This is a genomic window from Skermanella aerolata KACC 11604, assembly GCF_000936425.1.
Taxonomy (GTDB): domain Bacteria; phylum Pseudomonadota; class Alphaproteobacteria; order Azospirillales; family Azospirillaceae; genus Skermanella; species Skermanella aerolata.
In genome coordinates this window covers 1-17,386 of record NZ_AVFK01000020.1, presented here as the reverse complement: position 1 = coordinate 17,386, position 17,386 = coordinate 1, and the positions used below count along the sequence as shown (strand labels likewise).

At 64.9% G+C, this 17,386-nt stretch carries 20 protein-coding genes; 14 read left to right on the top strand and 6 right to left on the bottom strand.

Annotation, left to right across the window (positions count from 1 at the left end):
* The first annotated feature begins 157 nt into the window (after window positions 1–157).
* The 11 genes from N826_RS22045 (at window position 158) to N826_RS22000 (ending at window position 8,715) form a co-directional block, all read left to right on the top strand.
* The gene (locus N826_RS22045) at window positions 158–643 is read left to right on the top strand and encodes an Rrf2 family transcriptional regulator (protein ID WP_044432384.1); all 486 of its coding nucleotides are present in this window, start codon (window positions 158–160) and stop codon (window positions 641–643) included.
* A 53-nt stretch (window positions 644–696) separates the two neighbouring features.
* Window positions 697–1,821 carry a cysteine desulfurase family protein gene (locus tag N826_RS22040; protein ID WP_044432383.1) on the top strand — a complete coding sequence of 375 codons (1,125 nt, stop codon included), beginning with the start codon at window positions 697–699 and terminating at the stop codon, window positions 1,819–1,821.
* Between the two features lie 135 nt (window positions 1,822–1,956).
* Window positions 1,957–2,595 (top strand): hypothetical protein, encoded by a 639-nt coding sequence (locus tag N826_RS22035; RefSeq protein ID WP_044432381.1) that lies wholly within the window; start codon window positions 1,957–1,959, stop codon window positions 2,593–2,595.
* A gap of 132 nt (window positions 2,596–2,727) precedes the next feature.
* Window positions 2,728–3,060, top strand: coding sequence for a ferredoxin family 2Fe-2S iron-sulfur cluster binding protein (locus N826_RS22030; RefSeq protein WP_044432380.1), 333 nt, complete (start codon window positions 2,728–2,730; stop codon window positions 3,058–3,060).
* Window positions 3,061–3,066: 6 nt separating this feature from the next.
* A complete protein-coding gene (gene tenA, locus N826_RS22025; protein ID WP_044432379.1) occupies window positions 3,067–3,783 on the top strand; it encodes a thiaminase II in 717 nt (238 codons plus the stop codon).
* Between the two features lie 116 nt (window positions 3,784–3,899).
* The gene (murI, locus tag N826_RS22020; RefSeq protein WP_052831788.1) at window positions 3,900–4,790 is read left to right on the top strand and encodes a glutamate racemase; all 891 of its coding nucleotides are present in this window, start codon (window positions 3,900–3,902) and stop codon (window positions 4,788–4,790) included.
* A 98-nt stretch (window positions 4,791–4,888) separates the two neighbouring features.
* A complete protein-coding gene (locus N826_RS22015; RefSeq protein ID WP_044432377.1) occupies window positions 4,889–5,317 on the top strand; it encodes a putative toxin-antitoxin system toxin component, PIN family in 429 nt (142 codons plus the stop codon).
* Window positions 5,314–5,571 (top strand): toxin-antitoxin system HicB family antitoxin, encoded by a 258-nt coding sequence (locus N826_RS41850; protein WP_084721025.1) that lies wholly within the window; start codon window positions 5,314–5,316, stop codon window positions 5,569–5,571. The genes N826_RS22015 and N826_RS41850 overlap by 4 nt, the downstream gene beginning before the upstream one ends.
* 143 nt (window positions 5,572–5,714) lie before the next feature.
* A complete protein-coding gene (gene rpmB, locus N826_RS22010) occupies window positions 5,715–6,014 on the top strand; it encodes a 50S ribosomal protein L28 (RefSeq protein ID WP_044432376.1) in 300 nt (99 codons plus the stop codon).
* A 220-nt stretch (window positions 6,015–6,234) separates the two neighbouring features.
* Window positions 6,235–6,885 (top strand): uracil phosphoribosyltransferase, encoded by a 651-nt coding sequence (upp, locus tag N826_RS22005; protein WP_044432375.1) that lies wholly within the window; start codon window positions 6,235–6,237, stop codon window positions 6,883–6,885.
* Window positions 6,886–7,080: 195 nt separating this feature from the next.
* A complete protein-coding gene (locus tag N826_RS22000; RefSeq protein ID WP_052831834.1) occupies window positions 7,081–8,715 on the top strand; it encodes an ABC transporter permease in 1,635 nt (544 codons plus the stop codon).
* A 266-nt stretch (window positions 8,716–8,981) separates the two neighbouring features.
* Here N826_RS22000 and ppk2 read toward each other — a convergent pair whose 3' ends face one another.
* Complete coding sequence (gene ppk2, locus N826_RS21995; RefSeq protein ID WP_084721021.1) at window positions 8,982–9,896, bottom strand: polyphosphate kinase 2; 915 nt, start codon at window positions 9,894–9,896, stop codon at window positions 8,982–8,984.
* A gap of 227 nt (window positions 9,897–10,123) precedes the next feature.
* On the opposite strand from ppk2, the gene N826_RS21990 reads away from it, so the two are divergent.
* Window positions 10,124–10,504 (top strand): hypothetical protein, encoded by a 381-nt coding sequence (locus N826_RS21990; RefSeq protein ID WP_044432374.1) that lies wholly within the window; start codon window positions 10,124–10,126, stop codon window positions 10,502–10,504.
* Here the strand turns inward: N826_RS21990 and N826_RS21985 are convergent.
* The gene (locus N826_RS21985) at window positions 10,467–11,951 is read right to left on the bottom strand and encodes a protein adenylyltransferase SelO family protein (protein ID WP_044432373.1); all 1,485 of its coding nucleotides are present in this window, start codon (window positions 11,949–11,951) and stop codon (window positions 10,467–10,469) included. The genes N826_RS21990 and N826_RS21985 overlap by 38 nt on opposite strands.
* 251 nt (window positions 11,952–12,202) lie before the next feature.
* On the opposite strand from N826_RS21985, the gene N826_RS21980 reads away from it, so the two are divergent.
* On the top strand, window positions 12,203–13,333 hold the full coding sequence (locus N826_RS21980) for a hypothetical protein (protein WP_044432372.1): 1,131 nt from the start codon (window positions 12,203–12,205) through the stop codon (window positions 13,331–13,333).
* Window positions 13,330–14,667 carry a hypothetical protein gene (locus N826_RS21975; RefSeq protein ID WP_044432371.1) on the top strand — a complete coding sequence of 446 codons (1,338 nt, stop codon included), beginning with the start codon at window positions 13,330–13,332 and terminating at the stop codon, window positions 14,665–14,667. The genes N826_RS21980 and N826_RS21975 overlap by 4 nt, the downstream gene beginning before the upstream one ends.
* Here N826_RS21975 and N826_RS21970 read toward each other — a convergent pair.
* The 4 genes from N826_RS21970 to N826_RS21955 all read right to left on the bottom strand — a co-directional run bounded on the left by N826_RS21970 (window position 14,610) and on the right by N826_RS21955 (window position 16,756).
* Window positions 14,610–15,440 carry an endonuclease III domain-containing protein gene (locus tag N826_RS21970; protein ID WP_147040915.1) on the bottom strand — a complete coding sequence of 277 codons (831 nt, stop codon included), beginning with the start codon at window positions 15,438–15,440 and terminating at the stop codon, window positions 14,610–14,612. The genes N826_RS21975 and N826_RS21970 overlap by 58 nt on opposite strands.
* Window positions 15,441–15,512: 72 nt before the next feature.
* Entirely contained in the window at window positions 15,513–16,016 is a 504-nt protein-coding gene (locus N826_RS21965) for a hypothetical protein (protein ID WP_044432370.1), read from the bottom strand.
* Window positions 16,017–16,105: 89 nt separating this feature from the next.
* Window positions 16,106–16,435 carry an STAS-like domain-containing protein gene (locus N826_RS40380; RefSeq protein WP_052831786.1) on the bottom strand — a complete coding sequence of 110 codons (330 nt, stop codon included), beginning with the start codon at window positions 16,433–16,435 and terminating at the stop codon, window positions 16,106–16,108.
* Between the two features lie 123 nt (window positions 16,436–16,558).
* Window positions 16,559–16,756, bottom strand: coding sequence for a hypothetical protein (locus N826_RS21955; RefSeq protein WP_044432369.1), 198 nt, complete (start codon window positions 16,754–16,756; stop codon window positions 16,559–16,561).
* Window positions 16,757–17,386: the final 630 nt, after the last annotated feature.

Below are 17,386 nucleotides of genomic sequence, written 5' to 3'. Positions count from 1 at the left end.
AGACCGCCGACTATACCACAGCGAATGACGGGGTGTTCAAGCATCTTCGCCAGTAAATCGACCGCAGGAACGATGCCGTGGTAAATATCACCCGTCGGCGAGGACGCGGTAAGGGTATATCGGGGATGGTGTTCAGGCAGAAGCAGGAGTGGCTGGAATGAGATTGAGCACCAAGGGGCGCTACGCCGTAATGGCGATGGTCGATCTTGCGAGCAGCGGCAAAGGCGCTCCGATCGCACTTGCCGACATCGCCGAGCGGCAGGAAATCTCGCTGTCCTACCTGGAACAGCTGTTCGCCCGCCTGCGCAAGGGCGGTCTGGTCAAGAGCGTGCGCGGTCCCGGCGGCGGATACCTGCTGGCCCGTCCCGCCGACCAGATGCGGATTTCCGACATCATCTTCGCGGTCGACGAACCGATCCGCGCCACCCGCTGCGCCGCCGGCTCCCCCGCCGGCTGCCGGACCAACCTGGGCCGCTGCCTGACCCATGACCTGTGGGAGGAGCTGGGCAACCAGATCCACCTGTATCTCAGCAGCGTCACGGTCGCCGACGTGTGCGAGCGCCGGGTTCTCGGATCGTCCCATGTCATGCTGCCGGACGCGGTCGTCGAACCGCGCGCTGCGGCGGCTGAAGCGGCGGAGTAGGCTCAACGCGAACGGGCCTCGCCCGACGGACCTGTGATACACAAGAAGCCGGCATGCGCGATCCCATCTATCTCGACTACAACGCGACGGCCCCGATCCGGCCGGAGGTGCGCGATGCCGTCATCGCCGCCTTCGAGGTTTCCGGCAACCCGTCGTCCGTCCACGGTTTCGGCCGCCGCGCCCGCCGCGTGGTCGAGGACGCGCGGGCGGAAGTCGCTGTATTGTGCGGCGTCGCTCCGGCGCGCGTCGTATTCACCTCGGGCGGCACGGAGGCCAATACGGCGGCCCTCCGCGCCACCGGCCGCACCAGCGTCCTGGTATCGGAGATCGAACACGACAGCGTCCTGGAAACGGTGCCGGACGCCCCGCGCATCCCGGTCACCGCCGGCGGGCTGGTCGACCTGGAGGCGCTGGAGCGCCTGCTGAACGCTGCCGAAGGACCTGCCCTGGTCTCCGTAATGCGGGTCAACAACGAGACCGGCGCGATCCAGCCGCTGGCCGATGTCGTCCGCGTCGCCCATGCCCACGGCGCGCTGGTCCACAGCGACGCCGTCCAGGCCGCCGGCCGGATCCCGCTGGACATGGATGCGCTGGGCATCGACCTGATGACCCTGTCAGCCCATAAGCTGGGGGGACCGCAGGGCGTCGGTGCGCTGATCGTGCGCGACGGCATCCCGATCGTTCCGGTACTGCGGGGCGGCGGGCAGGAGCACCGGCGCCGGGCCGGGACCGAGAACGTCGCCGGCATAGCGGGGTTCGGCGCCGCCGCCCGGCTGGCCCGCGAGGGGCTGGATGCCCTGGGCACGCTTGCCGAACTGCGCGACGACATGGAGCGCCGGCTGATCCGGGCGGCACAGGAGGCGGGGAAACCGGCGCTGGTCTACGGCCATGCCTCGCCGAGGGTCGCCAATACGACCTGCATTGCGATGCCGGGGGCCACCAGCGAGACCCAGATCATGACGCTGGACCTTGCCGGGATAGCGGTCAGCGCCGGATCGGCCTGTTCCAGCGGCAAGGTCAAGCCGTCCCACGTGCTGACCGCCATGGGCGTGCCCGCCGCCGAGGCGGGATCGGCGATCCGCATCAGCCTTGGCTGGGCGACGACGGCGGGAGACATCGACCGCTTGGTCGAGGCCTGGGCGGCGCTGCGGCGAAGGACCCCTAGTCCCGGCACCTGACGACCTCTCCTCAAGACTGTCTCCTGACCGCTGGCGTTGCCGAGGGGGCACCTTATCTGTAAAGACATCTCTAAGGACGACATGCGGCGGGTGCTGTACTGCGCCCTCGAGCCATCATGACAGAAGCGATCCGGCATGACTGAGCGTAAACCACGAAGCGGAAGACCCGGCACGGTGACGGGGGACATCGTCTCCTGCTGGCTATGTTCCCAGCCGGTGTCGCAGCGCGCCCTGTTCTGCCATCATTGCGGCACGGTGCAGCCTCCGCGTGTCCTCGATCCATTTACGCGGCTGGGCCTGCCGGTGCGCTTCGACGTCGATTCGGCGGTGCTGGAGCGCCAGTTCACCGGCTTTCGCCGGACGCTCGCCCCGGAGCGTTTCGCCGACAAGGGACCGCGCGAGAAGTCCAACGCGAGGGCGCACCTGGACGCGCTTCAGCATGCCTACGATACGCTGCGCGATCCCGTGCGCCGCGCGCGCTATCTGCTGGACATGGCGAGGACGACATTCACCGGCACCGCCGCTCCGATCGACCCGGAACTGGCGGTGCTGGAGACAGAGGCGGCCGGAACGGACGACACGGCGGCGCTGGACCGGCTGGCGAACCGGGCCGCCCGCGATATCGAGCAATGCATCCTGGACCTGTCCGCCGCGTTCCGTGCCGACCAGCATACCTCCGCCGCCGGCGCCATGGCCCGGCTGGAGCGGCTGGAAGCCCTGGCGGCCACGATACGGGAGCGCCGCCAGCGTCTTCCCGAAGGATCCGCGCACTAGGACATAAGCGTGCGGGAGAGGTATTCGCCGGGCAAAGTGACGGATTCGCTTGACGAAGCCCAAGCCCGAACCTTTAGTCCCGCATTCGCGGTTTCGGACCGATAAGAATAAAACGTACGGAGTTATGGCATCATGCCGAAGATCACTTTCATCGACACCGAGGGCACCCGCCGCGACGTGGATGCTCCCGTTGGCCTGTCGGTGCTGGAAATCGCCCACAAGAACGACATCGACCTGGAAGGAGCGTGCGAAGGCTCGCTCGCCTGCTCGACCTGCCACGTCATCGTCGAGCAGGAATGGTACGACCTGCTGAACGACGCGTCCGAGGACGAGGAAGACATGCTGGACCTGGCGTTCGGCCTGACCAAGACCTCGCGCCTGGGCTGCCAGATCATCATGTCGGAAGAACTGGACGGCCTGACGCTGAAGCTGCCGTCCGGTACCCGCAACATGCAGGGCGGCTGAGGCCGCATGCCTGAGCACCGGACGCCTGAGCATTGGACGCCTGAGCACCGGACACCCAACCGGTTCTTCGACCGCCTGCGCGAAGCCGCCGGCGAGGAATGGACGCGCTACACCCGGCATGAGTTCGTCCGCCGGCTGGGCGATGGTTCCCTGGAGCAGGCGGCGTTCCGCCATTACCTGATCCAGGACTACCTGTTCCTGATCCATTTCGCGCGCGCCTATGCGCTGGCGGTCTACAAGAGCGACACGCTGGCCGACATGCGGCAGGCCGGGGCGTCGCTTTCGGCGATCCTCGACCTTGAGATGGGCCTGCACGTCAAGTTCTGCTCGGACTGGGGCCTGGACGAGGACGCCATGGCCGCGGCGCCGGAAGCGGCCGGCACCCTGGCCTATACCCGCTTCGTGCTGGAACGCGGCATGGCGGGCGACCTGCTGGACCTGCACGTGGCGCTGGCGCCCTGCATCGTCGGCTATGCCGAGATCGCCGCCGAACTGATGGCCGATCCCGCGACGAAGCTGGACGGTAACCCGTACCGCGAGTGGATCGAGATGTACGCCGGCGAGGAGTACGGACAGGTCGCGGCGGCGGAGATCGTCCAGCTTGACAGCCTGTACGCCCGGCGCGGCGGCGACGCGCGGTTCGGCGATCTGGCGAAGACCTTCACCACGGCGAGCCGGCTGGAAGCGGGCTTCTGGGAGATGGGGCTGAGGCTGTTGCCGTAATGCTTGGCTGCGGGAAATTCATGCGGAGATCTCGAGCGAGGGACTCCGATTAATTTGCCGTTTACCAAACTTGGGTCAGGCTGACGGCACCCTCTCCCCTCATGAGCGTCCCTCACATGAGCTTTCATGACCGGCCGATCGGCATCTTCGACAGCGGTGTCGGCGGCCTGACCGTCCTGCGTGCGTTGCGCGAGCGCCTGCCCGCTGAATCGCTGCTGTATCTCGGCGACACCGCCCGCCTGCCCTATGGCACCAAGAGCCCCGAGACGATTGCCCGCTACGCCGTCCAGGCGGCGGGCCTGCTGGTCGAGCGTGGCATCAAGCTGCTGGTGGTCGCCTGCAACACGGCATCGGCCCACGCGCTGGACGCGCTGCGCGACGCCTATCCCGACATCGAGGTGACCGGCGTGATCGAGCCCGGCGCGGAGGCAGCCTGCGCCGCGTCGGTTTCCGGACGGATCGCCGTGATCGCGACGGAAAGCACGGCGCGGGCCGGCGCCTACCAGCACGCGATCCAGCGGATCCGGGGCGACGCCGACGTGGTCACCCAAGCATGTTCCGTCTTCGTGGCGCTGGCGGAGGAAGGCTGGCTCGACGGCCCGGTCGCGCAAGCGGCGGCTCAGCGCTATCTGGCGCCGCTGTTCGGCGGATCGGGGGCGGGACCCGATACGCTGGTGCTCGGCTGCACCCATTTCCCGCTGCTCAGCCCCGTGCTCAAGGGCATCGTCGGTCCGGACGTGAAGCTTGTGGACAGCGCCGTCACGACAGCCGAGGTCGTCGCCGGAATGCTGGAGCGCGCCGGAGTCGCCGCCGGAAACGGTTTGCTTCCCGGTCCGGCCCCCGCCCCGATCCGGCTTCTGGCGACCGACGCCCCCGACCGCTTCGCCCGCGTCGCCGCCAACTTCCTCCCCTTCCCGATCACGGCGGCGATGGTCGAGTTGGTCGATCTCCAGCAGGCGGGAGCGACTGCCTCATCAAAGGACACGGCGAAGCTGGTACGGACATAACCGGCCGCCATCAGACGAAACAGACTTACTGCGGGAATGCTCATAAAATGGGCATTTCCGACCATTGCAATATCGCGTGCGATATCTAATATCTATGAATGAGATTGATCCTCGACACAGCAACTATGGTGGCAGCAATCCGTAGCGATGCTGGAGCTTCGCGCCGCCTGCTGGTCGCAGGGCTTGAACAGCGCCTGACACTACTGGCGTCAGTTCCGCTGATGATCGAGTATGAGGCAGTGATGACCCGTCCAGGACATCTTGATGCAGCGCGATTGTCAGTCGACGATATGAATGCCGTACTTGATGCCGTTGCAGCGGTAGCCGAACCGGTTCGTCTTGCCTTTTTATGGCGCCCTGCCGTCCGGGACCCTGATGACGATATGGTGCTGGAAGCGGCAGTGAATGGCCAAGCCGACGCTATCGTAACATTCAACGTGCGCGACTTTCGTGGTTCGGCAGAAGGCTTCGGCATAAGGGTTTTGACGCCGGGTGAAGCGGTTAGGTTTCTGGAGGGTCAGTCATGAGAAAAAGCAATTTCGCTCTACGGCTCCAACCATCCCTTCTCGATGAGGCACGTAAAGTTGCTGAGAGCGAGGGCGTTGCATTAAACCAGTTGATCAACGTCGCTCTTGCCGAGAAGCTTTCAGCGCTCCGCACAGAGAGCTATTTTGCCGAGCGTGCCGCACGCGCCGATATTCCGAAGGCATTGGAAATTCTAAAACGTGCGGGTGCTGGTAATCCCCCGGTACCGGGGGATGATCTTTCCAGCCAGGGATAAGGCGCTGTAGAAAGCGGCCCCGGCATTTTCCGCTCCGGACTCGCCTTGACTTCGCCGGGTGACCTGCCTATAACCCCGCTTCCGCCGGGCGGAGTGCCGTCCGGACCTTGGTTTTTGTGTTCACAGAGTTAAGGACCTGTCCGATGGCACGACGTTGCGCCGTGACCGGCAAGGGCGTGATGTTTGGCAACAACGTCAGCCACGCCAACAACAAGAATCGCCGCCGCTTCCACCCGAACCTGCAGGAAACTTCGTTGCTGAGCGACGCGCTGGGTGGAATGATCCGTCTGCGCCTGTCGACCAACGCCATCCGCTCGATCGAGCACAAGGGCGGCCTCGATGCCTTCCTGCTCGACGCCAAGGATGCGCAGTTGAGCCTCGAAGCGCGCCGCATCAAGCGCCGCATCGCCTCCAAGATCGAGAAGATCCAGGCAGCCGCCTGAACCTTCTTCCGATGGTGGAAAGTTCGATGGATTGAAGCCGGACCCGCGACAGGCGGTCCGGCTTCAATGCTGTCTGGAGGATGGCTCAAGGCTGGGATCGGGGTAATGCGGGAAGGCCGGAAGCGTTAACAACCGACTTCCTCGCCGGGCCTCGGCGCGCTATTGTGTCGCGGAGTTCTTCCAACGGCTTCGGCCCCAACGGTTTCGGACAGTCCCGCCCATGCAGACCCATCCCGACTTTCCGAACCTGTTCATCCTGAACCACCCGCTGATCCAGCATAAGCTGAGCCATATGCGCGACCGAAACCGCTCCACCATGGGCTTCCGGGCGCTGCTGAAGGAAATAGCGCTGCTGATGGGCTACGAGATCACACGCGATTTCCCCATGACGACCGAGCGGATCGAGACGCCGCTGGCCGCCATGGACGCGCCGGTGCTGGCCGGCAAGAAACTCGCCATCGTCCCGATCCTGCGGGCTGGCCTTGGCATGGCGCAGGGCCTCCATGAACTGGTGCCGTCGGCCCGCGAGGGGCATGTCGGCCTCTATCGCGACCACGACACCAAGCAGCCGGTCGAGTATCTGGTCAAGCTGCCGGAACCGGAAGGCCGCATCTTCGTGCTGGTCGATCCGATGCTGGCAACCGGCAATTCCGCGGCCTATGCCTGCGACGTGCTGAACCGGCACGGGGTCGAGGACCAGAACATCCGCTTCATGGCACTAGTCGCGGCGCCCGAGGGCGTAGCCGTCTTCCAGAAGTCGCATCCGGACGTGAAGGTCTATACCGCCTCGCTGGACAGCCACCTGGACGAGAACGCCTATATCGTCCCCGGCCTGGGCGATGCCGGCGACCGGATGTTCGGCACCAAGTAACGGCCTCCCGGCCGTTCCCTTAAACAGAGTTGCGTCCCCGGCATGGCGGGGTGCGGCAATCATGGTATTGCGACTGATTAGCAGCTTGTGGGACGATGCCCGTTCGCTATGTACGGTGCCGATCGTTTCAGCAAAGTTGACGCCTTGACCTTCCAGTCCCTGAGCACCGCCGCCGGCCGCGCCCGTCATCGCCTGATGCCGAGCGGCTGGACCATCGCCACGCTTGCCATCGCCTGCCTCGTGGCGATGCCGGTGATCGTGGTGCTGAGCCGCATCCTGGTCCCGACCGACGGTGTGTGGTCGCACCTTGCCTCCACCGTGCTGCCCTATTACCTCGCCAATACGGCGCAGTTGGTGCTGGGCGTCGGGACCGGGACGCTGGTGCTGGGGGTCGGGACCGCGTGGCTGGTGACGATGTGCCGATTCCCCGGCAGCCGCGTGCTGGAATGGGCGCTGCTGCTGCCGATGGCGGTTCCGGCCTATGTGATGGCCTATGTCTACACCGACCTGCTCCAGTTCGTCGGTCCGGTGCAGACGACGCTGCGCGAGGTCATGGGCTGGACGCGGCGCGACTACTGGTTCCCGGAAATACGCTCGCTGGGCGGCGCCGTCGTCATGCTGACGCTGGTACTGTACCCCTACGTCTACCTGCTGTCGCGCGCCGCCTTCCTGGAACAGTCCGTCTGCGTGCTGGAGGTCAGCCGGACGCTGGGACGCGGCCCCTACCGCAGCTTCTTCGGCGTGGCACTGCCGCTGGCGCGGCCGGCGATCGTCGCCGGGCTGGCGCTGGTGCTGATGGAGGTGCTGGCCGATTTCGGGACCGTGCAGTATTTCGCGGTCGATACCTTCACGACCGGCATCTACCGGACATGGTTCGCCATGGGCCAGCCGGTCGCGGCGGCGCAGCTCGCCTCCGTCCTGATGCTGTTCGTGCTGGCGCTGCTGCTGGTCGAGCGCTGGTCGCGCGGAGCCGCCAAGTTCCACCACACCACCAGCCGCTACCGCACCTTGCCCAGCTACCGCCTGCGCGGCTTGCGCGGCGTCCTGGCGCTGGTCGCCTGCGTGCTGCCGTTGATATTGGGCTTCTTCGTGCCGGGAGCGGCGCTGGTCCGGCTGGCGATGCGGGAAGGCGACGCCCTGCTGGGCCAGATGTTCTGGCGGCTCGCCACCAACAGCGTCTTGCTGGCGTCGCTGACCGCCGCCCTGGCGGTGGCCCTGGCGCTGGTGATCGCCTACGGCCTGCGGCTGCGCCCGTCGCCGATGCTGAAGGGAGCGGCGCGGGTGGCGTCGATGGGCTACGCGGTGCCGGGATCGGTGATCGCGATCGGCGTGCTGATCCCCTTCGCCCGGTTCGACAACGCGCTGGACGCCTTCATGGTCGAGCATTTCGGCATCTCGACCGGCCTGCTGATGAGCGGCACCATCGGCGCGCTGGTCTTCGCCTATCTGGTCCGCTTCCTGGCGGTGTCGTTCAACACGATCGAGGCCAGCCTGGGCAAGATCCGCCAGAACATGGACCACGCATCCCGCATCCTGGGCCAGACCGCGTCGAGCACGCTCCGGAAGGTCCATGCGCCGCTGATGCTGGGCAGCCTGCTGACGGCGGGGCTGCTGGTCTTCGTGGACGTCATGAAGGAACTGCCGGCGACCATGATCGTCCGCCCCTTCAACTTCGACACGCTGGCGGTGCGCACATACCAGCTGGCATCGGACGAGCGGCTGGCCGAAGCGGCGGCCCCCGCCCTGGCAATCGTCGCGGTCGGCATCATCCCGGTGATCCTGCTGAGCCTGGCGATCACGCGGTCGCGGCCAGGGCACGCGGACGACTGAGACCAGGGGCCGAAGACCTTGACCTGTGCGGACAGTGTTTGTTGGGCCGTGGCCCAACACTTGCCAAGCGCCGGTCGAACTCTTCGGGGTGCTAAACATTGGCTGGTCTGGAACGCTGGATGTCGGGCTGAAGAGGCCCGACCTACGCCAGCGTGCTTTTATATCCAAACGGCCAAGAGCGCCGAGGGCTTTTTTGTAGGTCGGGCCTCTTCAGCCTGACATCTTACCGAATACCGCCCGCCTAATAGACGCCGATCAAAATAGCCTCAATACAACTTCGGCACCCAACGCTGCGAGTCCTTCGCCGGACGCTTATACCCCGTGTCCTCCTGCCTCGGCGGCAGTTCCAGTGCTTCCGGCAGCAGCGCCTTGTACGGGATCTGCCCCAGCAGGTGGGCGATGCAGTTCAGGCGGGCGCGTTTTTTGTTGTCGGCGTCCACGACGTGCCAGGGGGTGCGTTTCAGGTCGGTGTGTTTCAGCATCAGGTCCTTGGCCTGGGAATACTCTACCCAGTGCTTGCGCGACTCCAGGTCCATCGGGCTCAGCTTCCAGCGCTTGATCGGGTTGTTGGTGCGTTCGGTGAAGCGGCGCTCCTGTTCCTCGTCGCTGACGGAGAACCAGTACTTGATCAGAACGATGCCGGACCGCACCAGCATGTCCTCGAACACCGGGCAGGAGTGCAGGAACTCCTTGTATTCCTCGTCGGTGCAGAAACCCATGACCTTCTCGACGCCGGCGCGGTTGTACCAGCTCCGGTCGAACAGGACGATCTCGCCCTTGGCCGGCAACTGGGCGACGTAGCGCTGGAAGTACCATTGGCCGCGCTCGCGCTCGGTCGGGGTGCCGAGGGCGACGATGCGGCAGATTCGGGGGTTGAGGCTCTCGGCGATTCGCTTGATGACGCCGCCCTTGCCGGCGGCATCGCGGCCTTCGAAGATGATGCAGACCTTCAAGCCCTCGACCCGCACCCATTCCTGGAGCTTGATCAGTTCGAACTGAAGGCGGGCCAGTTCATCGATGTATTTGTACTTCTTGACCGGCTTTTCCGGGAGGTTGCCATGGTCGAGGCCATGCCAATGGGCTTCGACGGCGGCGGTTTCCCGCGCGTCGGTCAGCACTTCCCCGGCGACATCCGGCCCGTTGCCCCTGGTCTTCTTGCCGTTCGCCTTCTTGTCGCCCATGGCCGCTTCTCTCCCGCAGATGCGCCGGCCCGAAACCGACGGTCGATGATTGCGGTCATGGTATTCCAACCGGAGCCGGTACAGCGTGACATTGTCTCCCATGCGGAGTTTTGCCGCACCGGGACATCTGGAATGTCCAGTAACGCGGCATGATGGTGAAGAGTATCTTTACCAGTTTCATCTTATACCGAATGCCGCTGGGAACCTTCCGTTCAGGGAAATGCGCCGTGCTGATGAATGTGCTGGAAGTCGCCGTCTTCGCGATGGTCGTCCTCGGACCGAACCAGCGGCCCTTCAATTGCGAAGTTTCGGTCGGCGGGGTCCGCTGCTCCCATGGGATCGCGGCCTTCCGCGAAGGGGTCAACGACATCGTGATGTCCGACGGCGTCAAGGTGGTCAAATCGCAGAAGGGCGAGTTGCAGTTCTCCAACGGAGTCATCGCGAAGATGGACTCGCTCGGCTGGGTTCAGTTCTCCAACGGCGTCGCGGTGCGGCGCGAAAGCTCCGAGCAGTTCCGCTTCAGCACCGGCATGGTCTGCCGGTTCACCGCGATGGGCCGGGCCGGCTGCTTCAGGGAAGCGGCGAAGCCTCGCCAGCCTCAGGAGTAGTCACGCCATAAGCCTCGGCGGCCAGGGCGATCTCGTCCAGCTTGGCGTGCCAGCCGGACCAGTCGTCCGCCGTCGCGATCGGAGCCCATAGCGCTTCGATCTCGTCGATCAGCAGCGTGCAGGGCCGCCCTGCCGCAAAATACGGGTGGTCCAGGTTGGCCCCGGCCGCGGGATTGCGCTTCAGCAATCCGGCGCGCACCGGCTCGAAAGCGGGGGAACGGTAGAACTCCGCCGCCGGACCGGCTTCGGCGCGCTCCAGGCTGGCCGGACCGCCGCGCCAGTCGAAGAAGAACCGCTCGAACGGGACCCGGCTGCCGTTCATGAAGTCGTAGACGACGCCGGCAAAGGCCATGTCGTCGGCAAGCCCCGCGGGCTCCCGAGCCTGCTCCAGCCCGAGACGGTCGAGCGTCGCCTTCGCCAGCGACCGGGCGAAGGTGGCGGAGAAACCGTCCAGGATGGCTTCCAGCTTGGCGGGAGATGCGAACGGCATCAGGCATTCCGCCAGCCGCGTCAGGTTCCACAGCAGCGCGTCGGGCTGCCGGCCATAGGCGTAGAGGCCGTACGGGTCGAAATAGGCCGCGACGAATTTGGGATCGTATTCCGCCAGGAACCGGTACGGCCCATAGTCGAAGCTTTCGCCCGTGATCGTCACGTTGTCGGAATTGATGACGCCGTGGACGAATCCGGCCGCCGTCCACTCCGCCCCCATGCGAGCGATGTTGGCGCAGGCCCGCTCCAGGAATGCCAGCGTCCGGGTTGCTTCGTCCGCCGGCTTAAGGTCCTGCCAAAGGTCCGGCATGTAGTACCGGATGCCGTGGTCGATCAGGCGGCGCAGGCCCGCTTCGTCGTTGAGATGGGCCAGCCGCTGGAAAGTGCCGATCCTGACATGGGAATGGCTGAGCCGCACCAGCACGGACGAGCGGGTCGGCGACGGCTCGTCGCCCCGGTACAGGTTCTCGCCCGTCTCGATCAGGCTGAAGCTCTTCGAGGTGTCGACGCCGCGCGCCTCCAGCAACTGGGTCGCAAGCACTTCGCGCACGCCGCCCTTCAGCGTCAGGCGCCCGTCGGCACCGCGCGACCAGGGCGTCTCGCCGCTGCCCTTGGTGGCAAGGTCGAGCAGGCGGCCGTCTACCGGGTCGCGCAACTGTGCGAACAGGAAGCCCCGCCCGTCGCCGAGCTCGGGGTTGTAGCTGCGGAACTGGTGGCCGTGGTAGCGCAGCGCCAGCGGACGGTCCAGACTGCCGGGCAGCGGCTCGAACCGGCCGAAATGGGCGATCCACTCCCCGTCCGATAGGCCGCCCAGCCCCACCCGCTCCGCCCAGCGCCGGTTTCTCCAACGCTGGATATGCGCCGGGAAGCGCGCCGGCTCCACGGCGTCGTAGAAGGCGTCGCCCAGTTCTTCGTGATGACGGGCGGCGGTGAAGACGTTCCGAACCGATTCAGCCATGGTACCTTCGATCTTCCCAGTCCTGATGCGAGTCTTATAGCGGATACCCCGGCCACAACAGGCGGCATGGCGAAACGGTCGCATGCAGCTTCTGTATACTCGATTTCCCGGAAATGGCACGATGCATCGACCATCCGTAAAGCGCAGTAAATTTTACATAAAATATACCAAAACTTTACATCTATATATTGCGTTAACCTCGACAGTCTAAGGTAATGACTGGTTGCAAGCGTGTTCTGGAGTATTCTTGAATGTCATCGGCCGACATACTCGGGCAGATCATGGAGAAACCGGCGGAGTTCGCTCCGTCGACCTTCGCCCAACGGGGGGTCGCGGTGGATTTCACCACTCCCCTGCTGGTCCAGTCCCGCATCCGGCAGTCCGATGGCGACAGGGTCGAACTGATCCTGCCCAACCTTGCCGGCGGCAAGGGCTCCTATATCCTGGCATGGCGCTCGCTGGTCCAGTTCGCGACCGTGACCCTGCACGACCATGCCTTGTACGATGCGGTGCTGGCGATCGAGCGGATGGACCCGGCGACCGTGCGGACCGCAACCCTCTCCGTTGCGGCCAAGGGGCTTGCCGGACGCGACGCGATGCGGCGCGCAGAGACCCTGCTGGCGCAGGAGAAGGAAGAGGCGCTGCTGACCAACTTCCTGCTGGTCGTGGACATGCTGAAGCTGGCCGGGATCTCCGCGCAGGAACTGTTGGCCGGACGTCCCGGCGAGGATACCGAAGCCCGCATGAAGCGGGCGATCTTCCAGGTAGCCCATGCGTTGCAGATTTCGCCCGAGATCCTCTACCAGCGGATCGAGGTCCTGACCCGATCGACCTTCACGGTCGGGCTGCCGTGGGCGCCTACTCCGGGGCGGCTCCGGCGTCTGCTGGGCGAGTTGGACGCCTTCGCCGAATCGCTGACCCAGTGGCAGAGCCGCGACGTGACGGCGGCGGCGGAGGTCGGACGCTTCGCGGCGGCGGTGGCCCTACATACGACGTCGATGGCCCGGGTTACGATGGGCGAGAGCGACGGCCTGATCCGCAACGTGCTCAGCATCATGCGGAACTGGGATCGCGACGCGAAGATCATCAGCGGCCAGATGTCCAGGCTTGCGTGGCTGCTGGACGGCTGGTCCTATATCGTGGCGCTCTGGACCTCGGTCGAGAACGAGCCGCACGAACGCCAGCGCGATACGATCCTGGAGATGGCCCGGCTGATCCCGGTCATGCCGAGGGAAGTCTCGGAATGGACCGAGAGCGGGCTGGATCAGGAATCGAAGTCCATCCAGCGCAAATGGGTTCGGCTGAACCAGGACTGGAGGACCGGCAGGAACCTGATGGAGCAGGTCGCCCGGAACGAAGTGCTGAAGGGAGCCATGCTATGACCACCTGGGCCGAGCTTCAGCAACTCAGCAGCGCGATAGCCCAGGCTTCCGACGACAAGCTGATCCAGATCGTCCGCATCGTCGATACGCTGCCGGAACGGACCCAGCTGGACGAGGCGATCTCGAAGGTCCGCCACCGCCTGTTCTGGCTACGGCCGCCCCGCCCCCTGTCGGTGGCGCGCATCCTGTTCGCTCCGGTGGAAGACCTGCTCGACGGTCCCCTGTCCTACCGGCGCGGCTCGAAGCGGTTCAACCGGGCGATCATCCGGCCCGTCACGGAGATCTTCGAATCGGCGATGGGGGAAGCCAAGTCGGTCGCCATACGGGCCGAGCTTATGGGCAAGACGACCAAGCACCGGGACTTCGCCCTCGCCTTCGGCGAGCGCCTGTGGCCGGCCGCGTCCGATATCCTGGCCGACTTCGCCAAGCGCGCCGCGACCGACCAGCGCCTGCGCACCGAGCGGATCGGGCGGGACGAGGATGTCCTGCACCAGATCGCCGACATGGCGGCTTTCCTGCGGTTCGGCGCCCGGATCGAGCAGATAAAGGCCGACCTGCCGCCCAAGCCGTTCGAGGATCTCCAGCCCCACCACGTCCAGATGATCGAGGAAGTCTTCATCACGCTGCCCCTGCCGGAAGACGTGGCGCTGTTCACCCGTATCCTGCTGGCCTTGTCGGGAGAGCCGGCGAAGGTCCTGGAACTGCTGGAGCGGGTGAAGATCCAGGCGACCCAGCGGCAGCGCGACGCCCTTGTCGGCGACCTTACCCAGTCGGTGATCGACAAGCTGGGGGAGGACGCGGACCGGCTTGTCGACATCCCCCGCACCGACCTGCAGGTCGCCGCCAAGGTGGCGGGGCGTCTGGTCAGCAGCCTGGACGCACTGGGCCGCAAGCGGCAATGGGGCAGCATCAACGTCGATGCCAGGACGCTGGACCGAACCCGGCGCGCGATCGGCGATTTCGTCGTGGAGAACCTGAACCGCACGGCCGAGGACTCGGCGGTGTCGATGGCGGCCACCAAGGCCAATCCAGCACCCGCCACCGATGCCCAGGCCGTCGAGGCGGAAGAGCGTGCAGGCGCTCTCCGCCAGTTCCGCGATCTGGCGCGGTCGCTGAAGATCGACCACCACACCAAGGCCCGTTTCGACACGATCACCCGGTCGATGGATCAGGAAGCCCTGGAACAGGTCCGTTCGGCGGTCGCCCAAGGGCTTTCCAGGGCGGAGATCGACCAGATCATCGTGGACCGCCTGCGGATCTGCGATATCGTCGAAGGCTATGAACGGACGAAGGAACTGCGATCCAAGCTGATGTCGGCGGCCGCCCGGACCTGATCGGCGCCAGGGTCGGCACTCGGGTCGCTGACTGGATCGGTGCCGGCATCCTTTCCGGACTGCTTGCCGGGCGCCATCCGGCGCTGGCCGGTCGGACAGAGGTCGAGCAGCGTACAGCGGCCGCAGGCGGGATTGCGGAAGTAGCAGCAGCGCTGGCCGTGCAGCATCATGACTTCGTGGTTGTCATAGATCCGCTGGGCATCCCAGTTCGCCGGCAACTGCGCCGAGAGCACGGCATGTGACGGGCCGACCGCCAGGGTCGGCGGGATCATGCCGGTCCTGACGGCGACCCGGTGGTGGTGGCTGTCCACCGGCAGGGCCGGCCGGCGCAGCGTGCTGAAGCTGAGGACGGCGGCGCTGGTCTTGGGACCCACGCCGGACAGCGTTTCCAGCCAAGCCCGCGCCTCCGTCACCTCCAGGTCGGCGAGGAAGTCGAGCGACAGCTCGCCGCCCCGGCGCTCCGTGATGCCGCGCAGGATCTGCTGGATTCGCGGCGCCTTCTGTTCCGGCCACGTGACGCCGGCAATGGTCTGCTGGATATCGGCGGTGGGCGCGTCGCGGACGGCCGCCCAGTCCGGATAGGCTGCCCGGAGCGCCTTGAACGCCCGGCCCGAATCGGCGTTGCGGGTCCGGTGCGACAGCAGCGACGAAACCAGTTCGCTCAAGGGATCGAGACTGTGGAAATACGCCACCGGACATTCGTACGCGACGCAGAGCCTGTGGTGTATCTCCAGCACCTTCTCGATCAGGGCCGTCTCGGAAAGCTGGGCCATCGGCATCCCTCATACTGAAGAAATACCAAGTAGAACGAACGCTTCCCTAGGAAAGCCCGCCTTGAGAGCCAGTCAGAACAGCCCGTGCAGCAGGCTTCGGCGGGACCGGCGTATCGCTACGATCAGGCCGGCGGCCCGCCGCTGGATATCCTGGCAGCGGGCGGGATCGGCCGCACGGTTGGCTTCGGGGAAATCGCCGCCGGTGACTGCCTCGAACAAGGCGATCAGGTCGTCCCCGGCGTCGAACCGGAACAGCCAGCTTTCCCTGTCCAGCAGGTCCAGCCACATCTCGATCCGGCGCTGCAAGCCGTAGAGCGCGGAACGCAGGCGGATGCCTTCCACCCCCAGATCGGCGGTGGGCATCGACCAGACATGGACGCCGATATCAGCGTAGCGCTCGATGTCGCGGCACAGGTCGTCGATCCGGGCCGTCAGGTCGCCGCTTCGCAGGCCGATCCGGCTGAGCACCGTGTTGGTCAACGCCATGATCAGCGCGCCACCCAGCGCGCCGCCGACAAGACTGGTCAGCACAAGACTGGTCAGCACACTGCCCAGGAACGCCTTGTCCTCCCACATGAAATCGATCCCGAGCGGCTGTTCATGATTTGTTCACTGTAACGTGGAAACCTTCCCGCGCCAAGAGGCGGGATGCGAAATAAAGGATTTTATTCCGTACTGGAAACGACCGGATCGGACCGCAGGATATAGCCGCGGATTGCCTCGGCGGTATAGCGGTAGTCGCCCTTGGCCTCGATCTCCAAGCGGTCCGACAGGTCTTCACTCGTGAAACCCAGGTCCTGAAGGGCGCCGAAGGCTTCCTCCAGCCATGCCATGGAGTATGAGGGGCCGGTTATGTCGACGACGACCCGCCCGCCCCGCCGCAAGGCGGGGACGAGCAGGTCGTCCCGGAAAGCTTCGGCGCTGTGCGCGCCGCTGTCGCGGCGGCGGCCGCCGGTGACCTGCGAGAAGTCCTTGCCGATGTCGATCCTGATCATCGCGTCCTCCGGCCCTGCCTCTCGAGCCCTGTCCTGCCGACGGAGGTTAGCGAAAATCGCCGGAACCGGCGAGCTATCAATGGGGACCCGCGAAAGTGAGCGGAAACGCCCGGCCGGAACGGCTCAGGAGGCCGACAGGCCGCAGCTCCATTTGCGGACGCGGTACTTGGGATGGGCTTCCGCCCACTGCACGGCTTGGCGCTGCCCTTCGAACAGGCAGGCGTGCATGCTCGCCTGGGCCGATTCGAACGGAGGCCATTCCTTGTGACATTCGGTCGGGTTCGAGGCAAGGCAGACCAGCAGAACGAGTTCGATCATCATTGACTCCTGGATGCGTCCAGCGGTGGGATCATCAGAGAACAAGCCTTAACGAACTGGTAACCAGCGAGAGGTTTCCCAGTGCCCCGTCCCCTACTGTGATATTTAAGTGCCTTACTAAGGTTAGGGATGCTCTGACCTTTTGCCAGACTTTGACAAGTCCATAGCAGTAGGCAGGCGAGTCCTTCCGACGTTTTTGCTGCATGTGCGAAGTAACAATTCTGCAAATTTCCTAAAACTTAGTTTCTTCCGCCCTTTTAGTTCAATCAAACGCGCCGACAACCCATCGAAAGAAATGCTCCACTTCCCTCATATACACGCCGGATCAACCCTTTAGGGTCAATTCCCCCAGTGCCTTCTAAAGTCTTATTGTAGAGCCTCGGAAGAGCAGGTAGGCTGATCTTCTAAAAAATTCGCCCATAAGTCAGGAGGCGGAAAACGGTCGGCCATTCAAAGAAGTCGATCGAGAAAATAAGTGTGAGTGTTGTAAGACAGACAACAAACCTGGGAGGAGACGATATATGCGCCGGATGAAAATCCTGCTTGCGACTGTTGCATTCATTGCGACAGCCGGCTCGGCATATGCCAACGACGAAGTGATGAAGCTGCAGAAGGACCCGAACAACTGGGCCA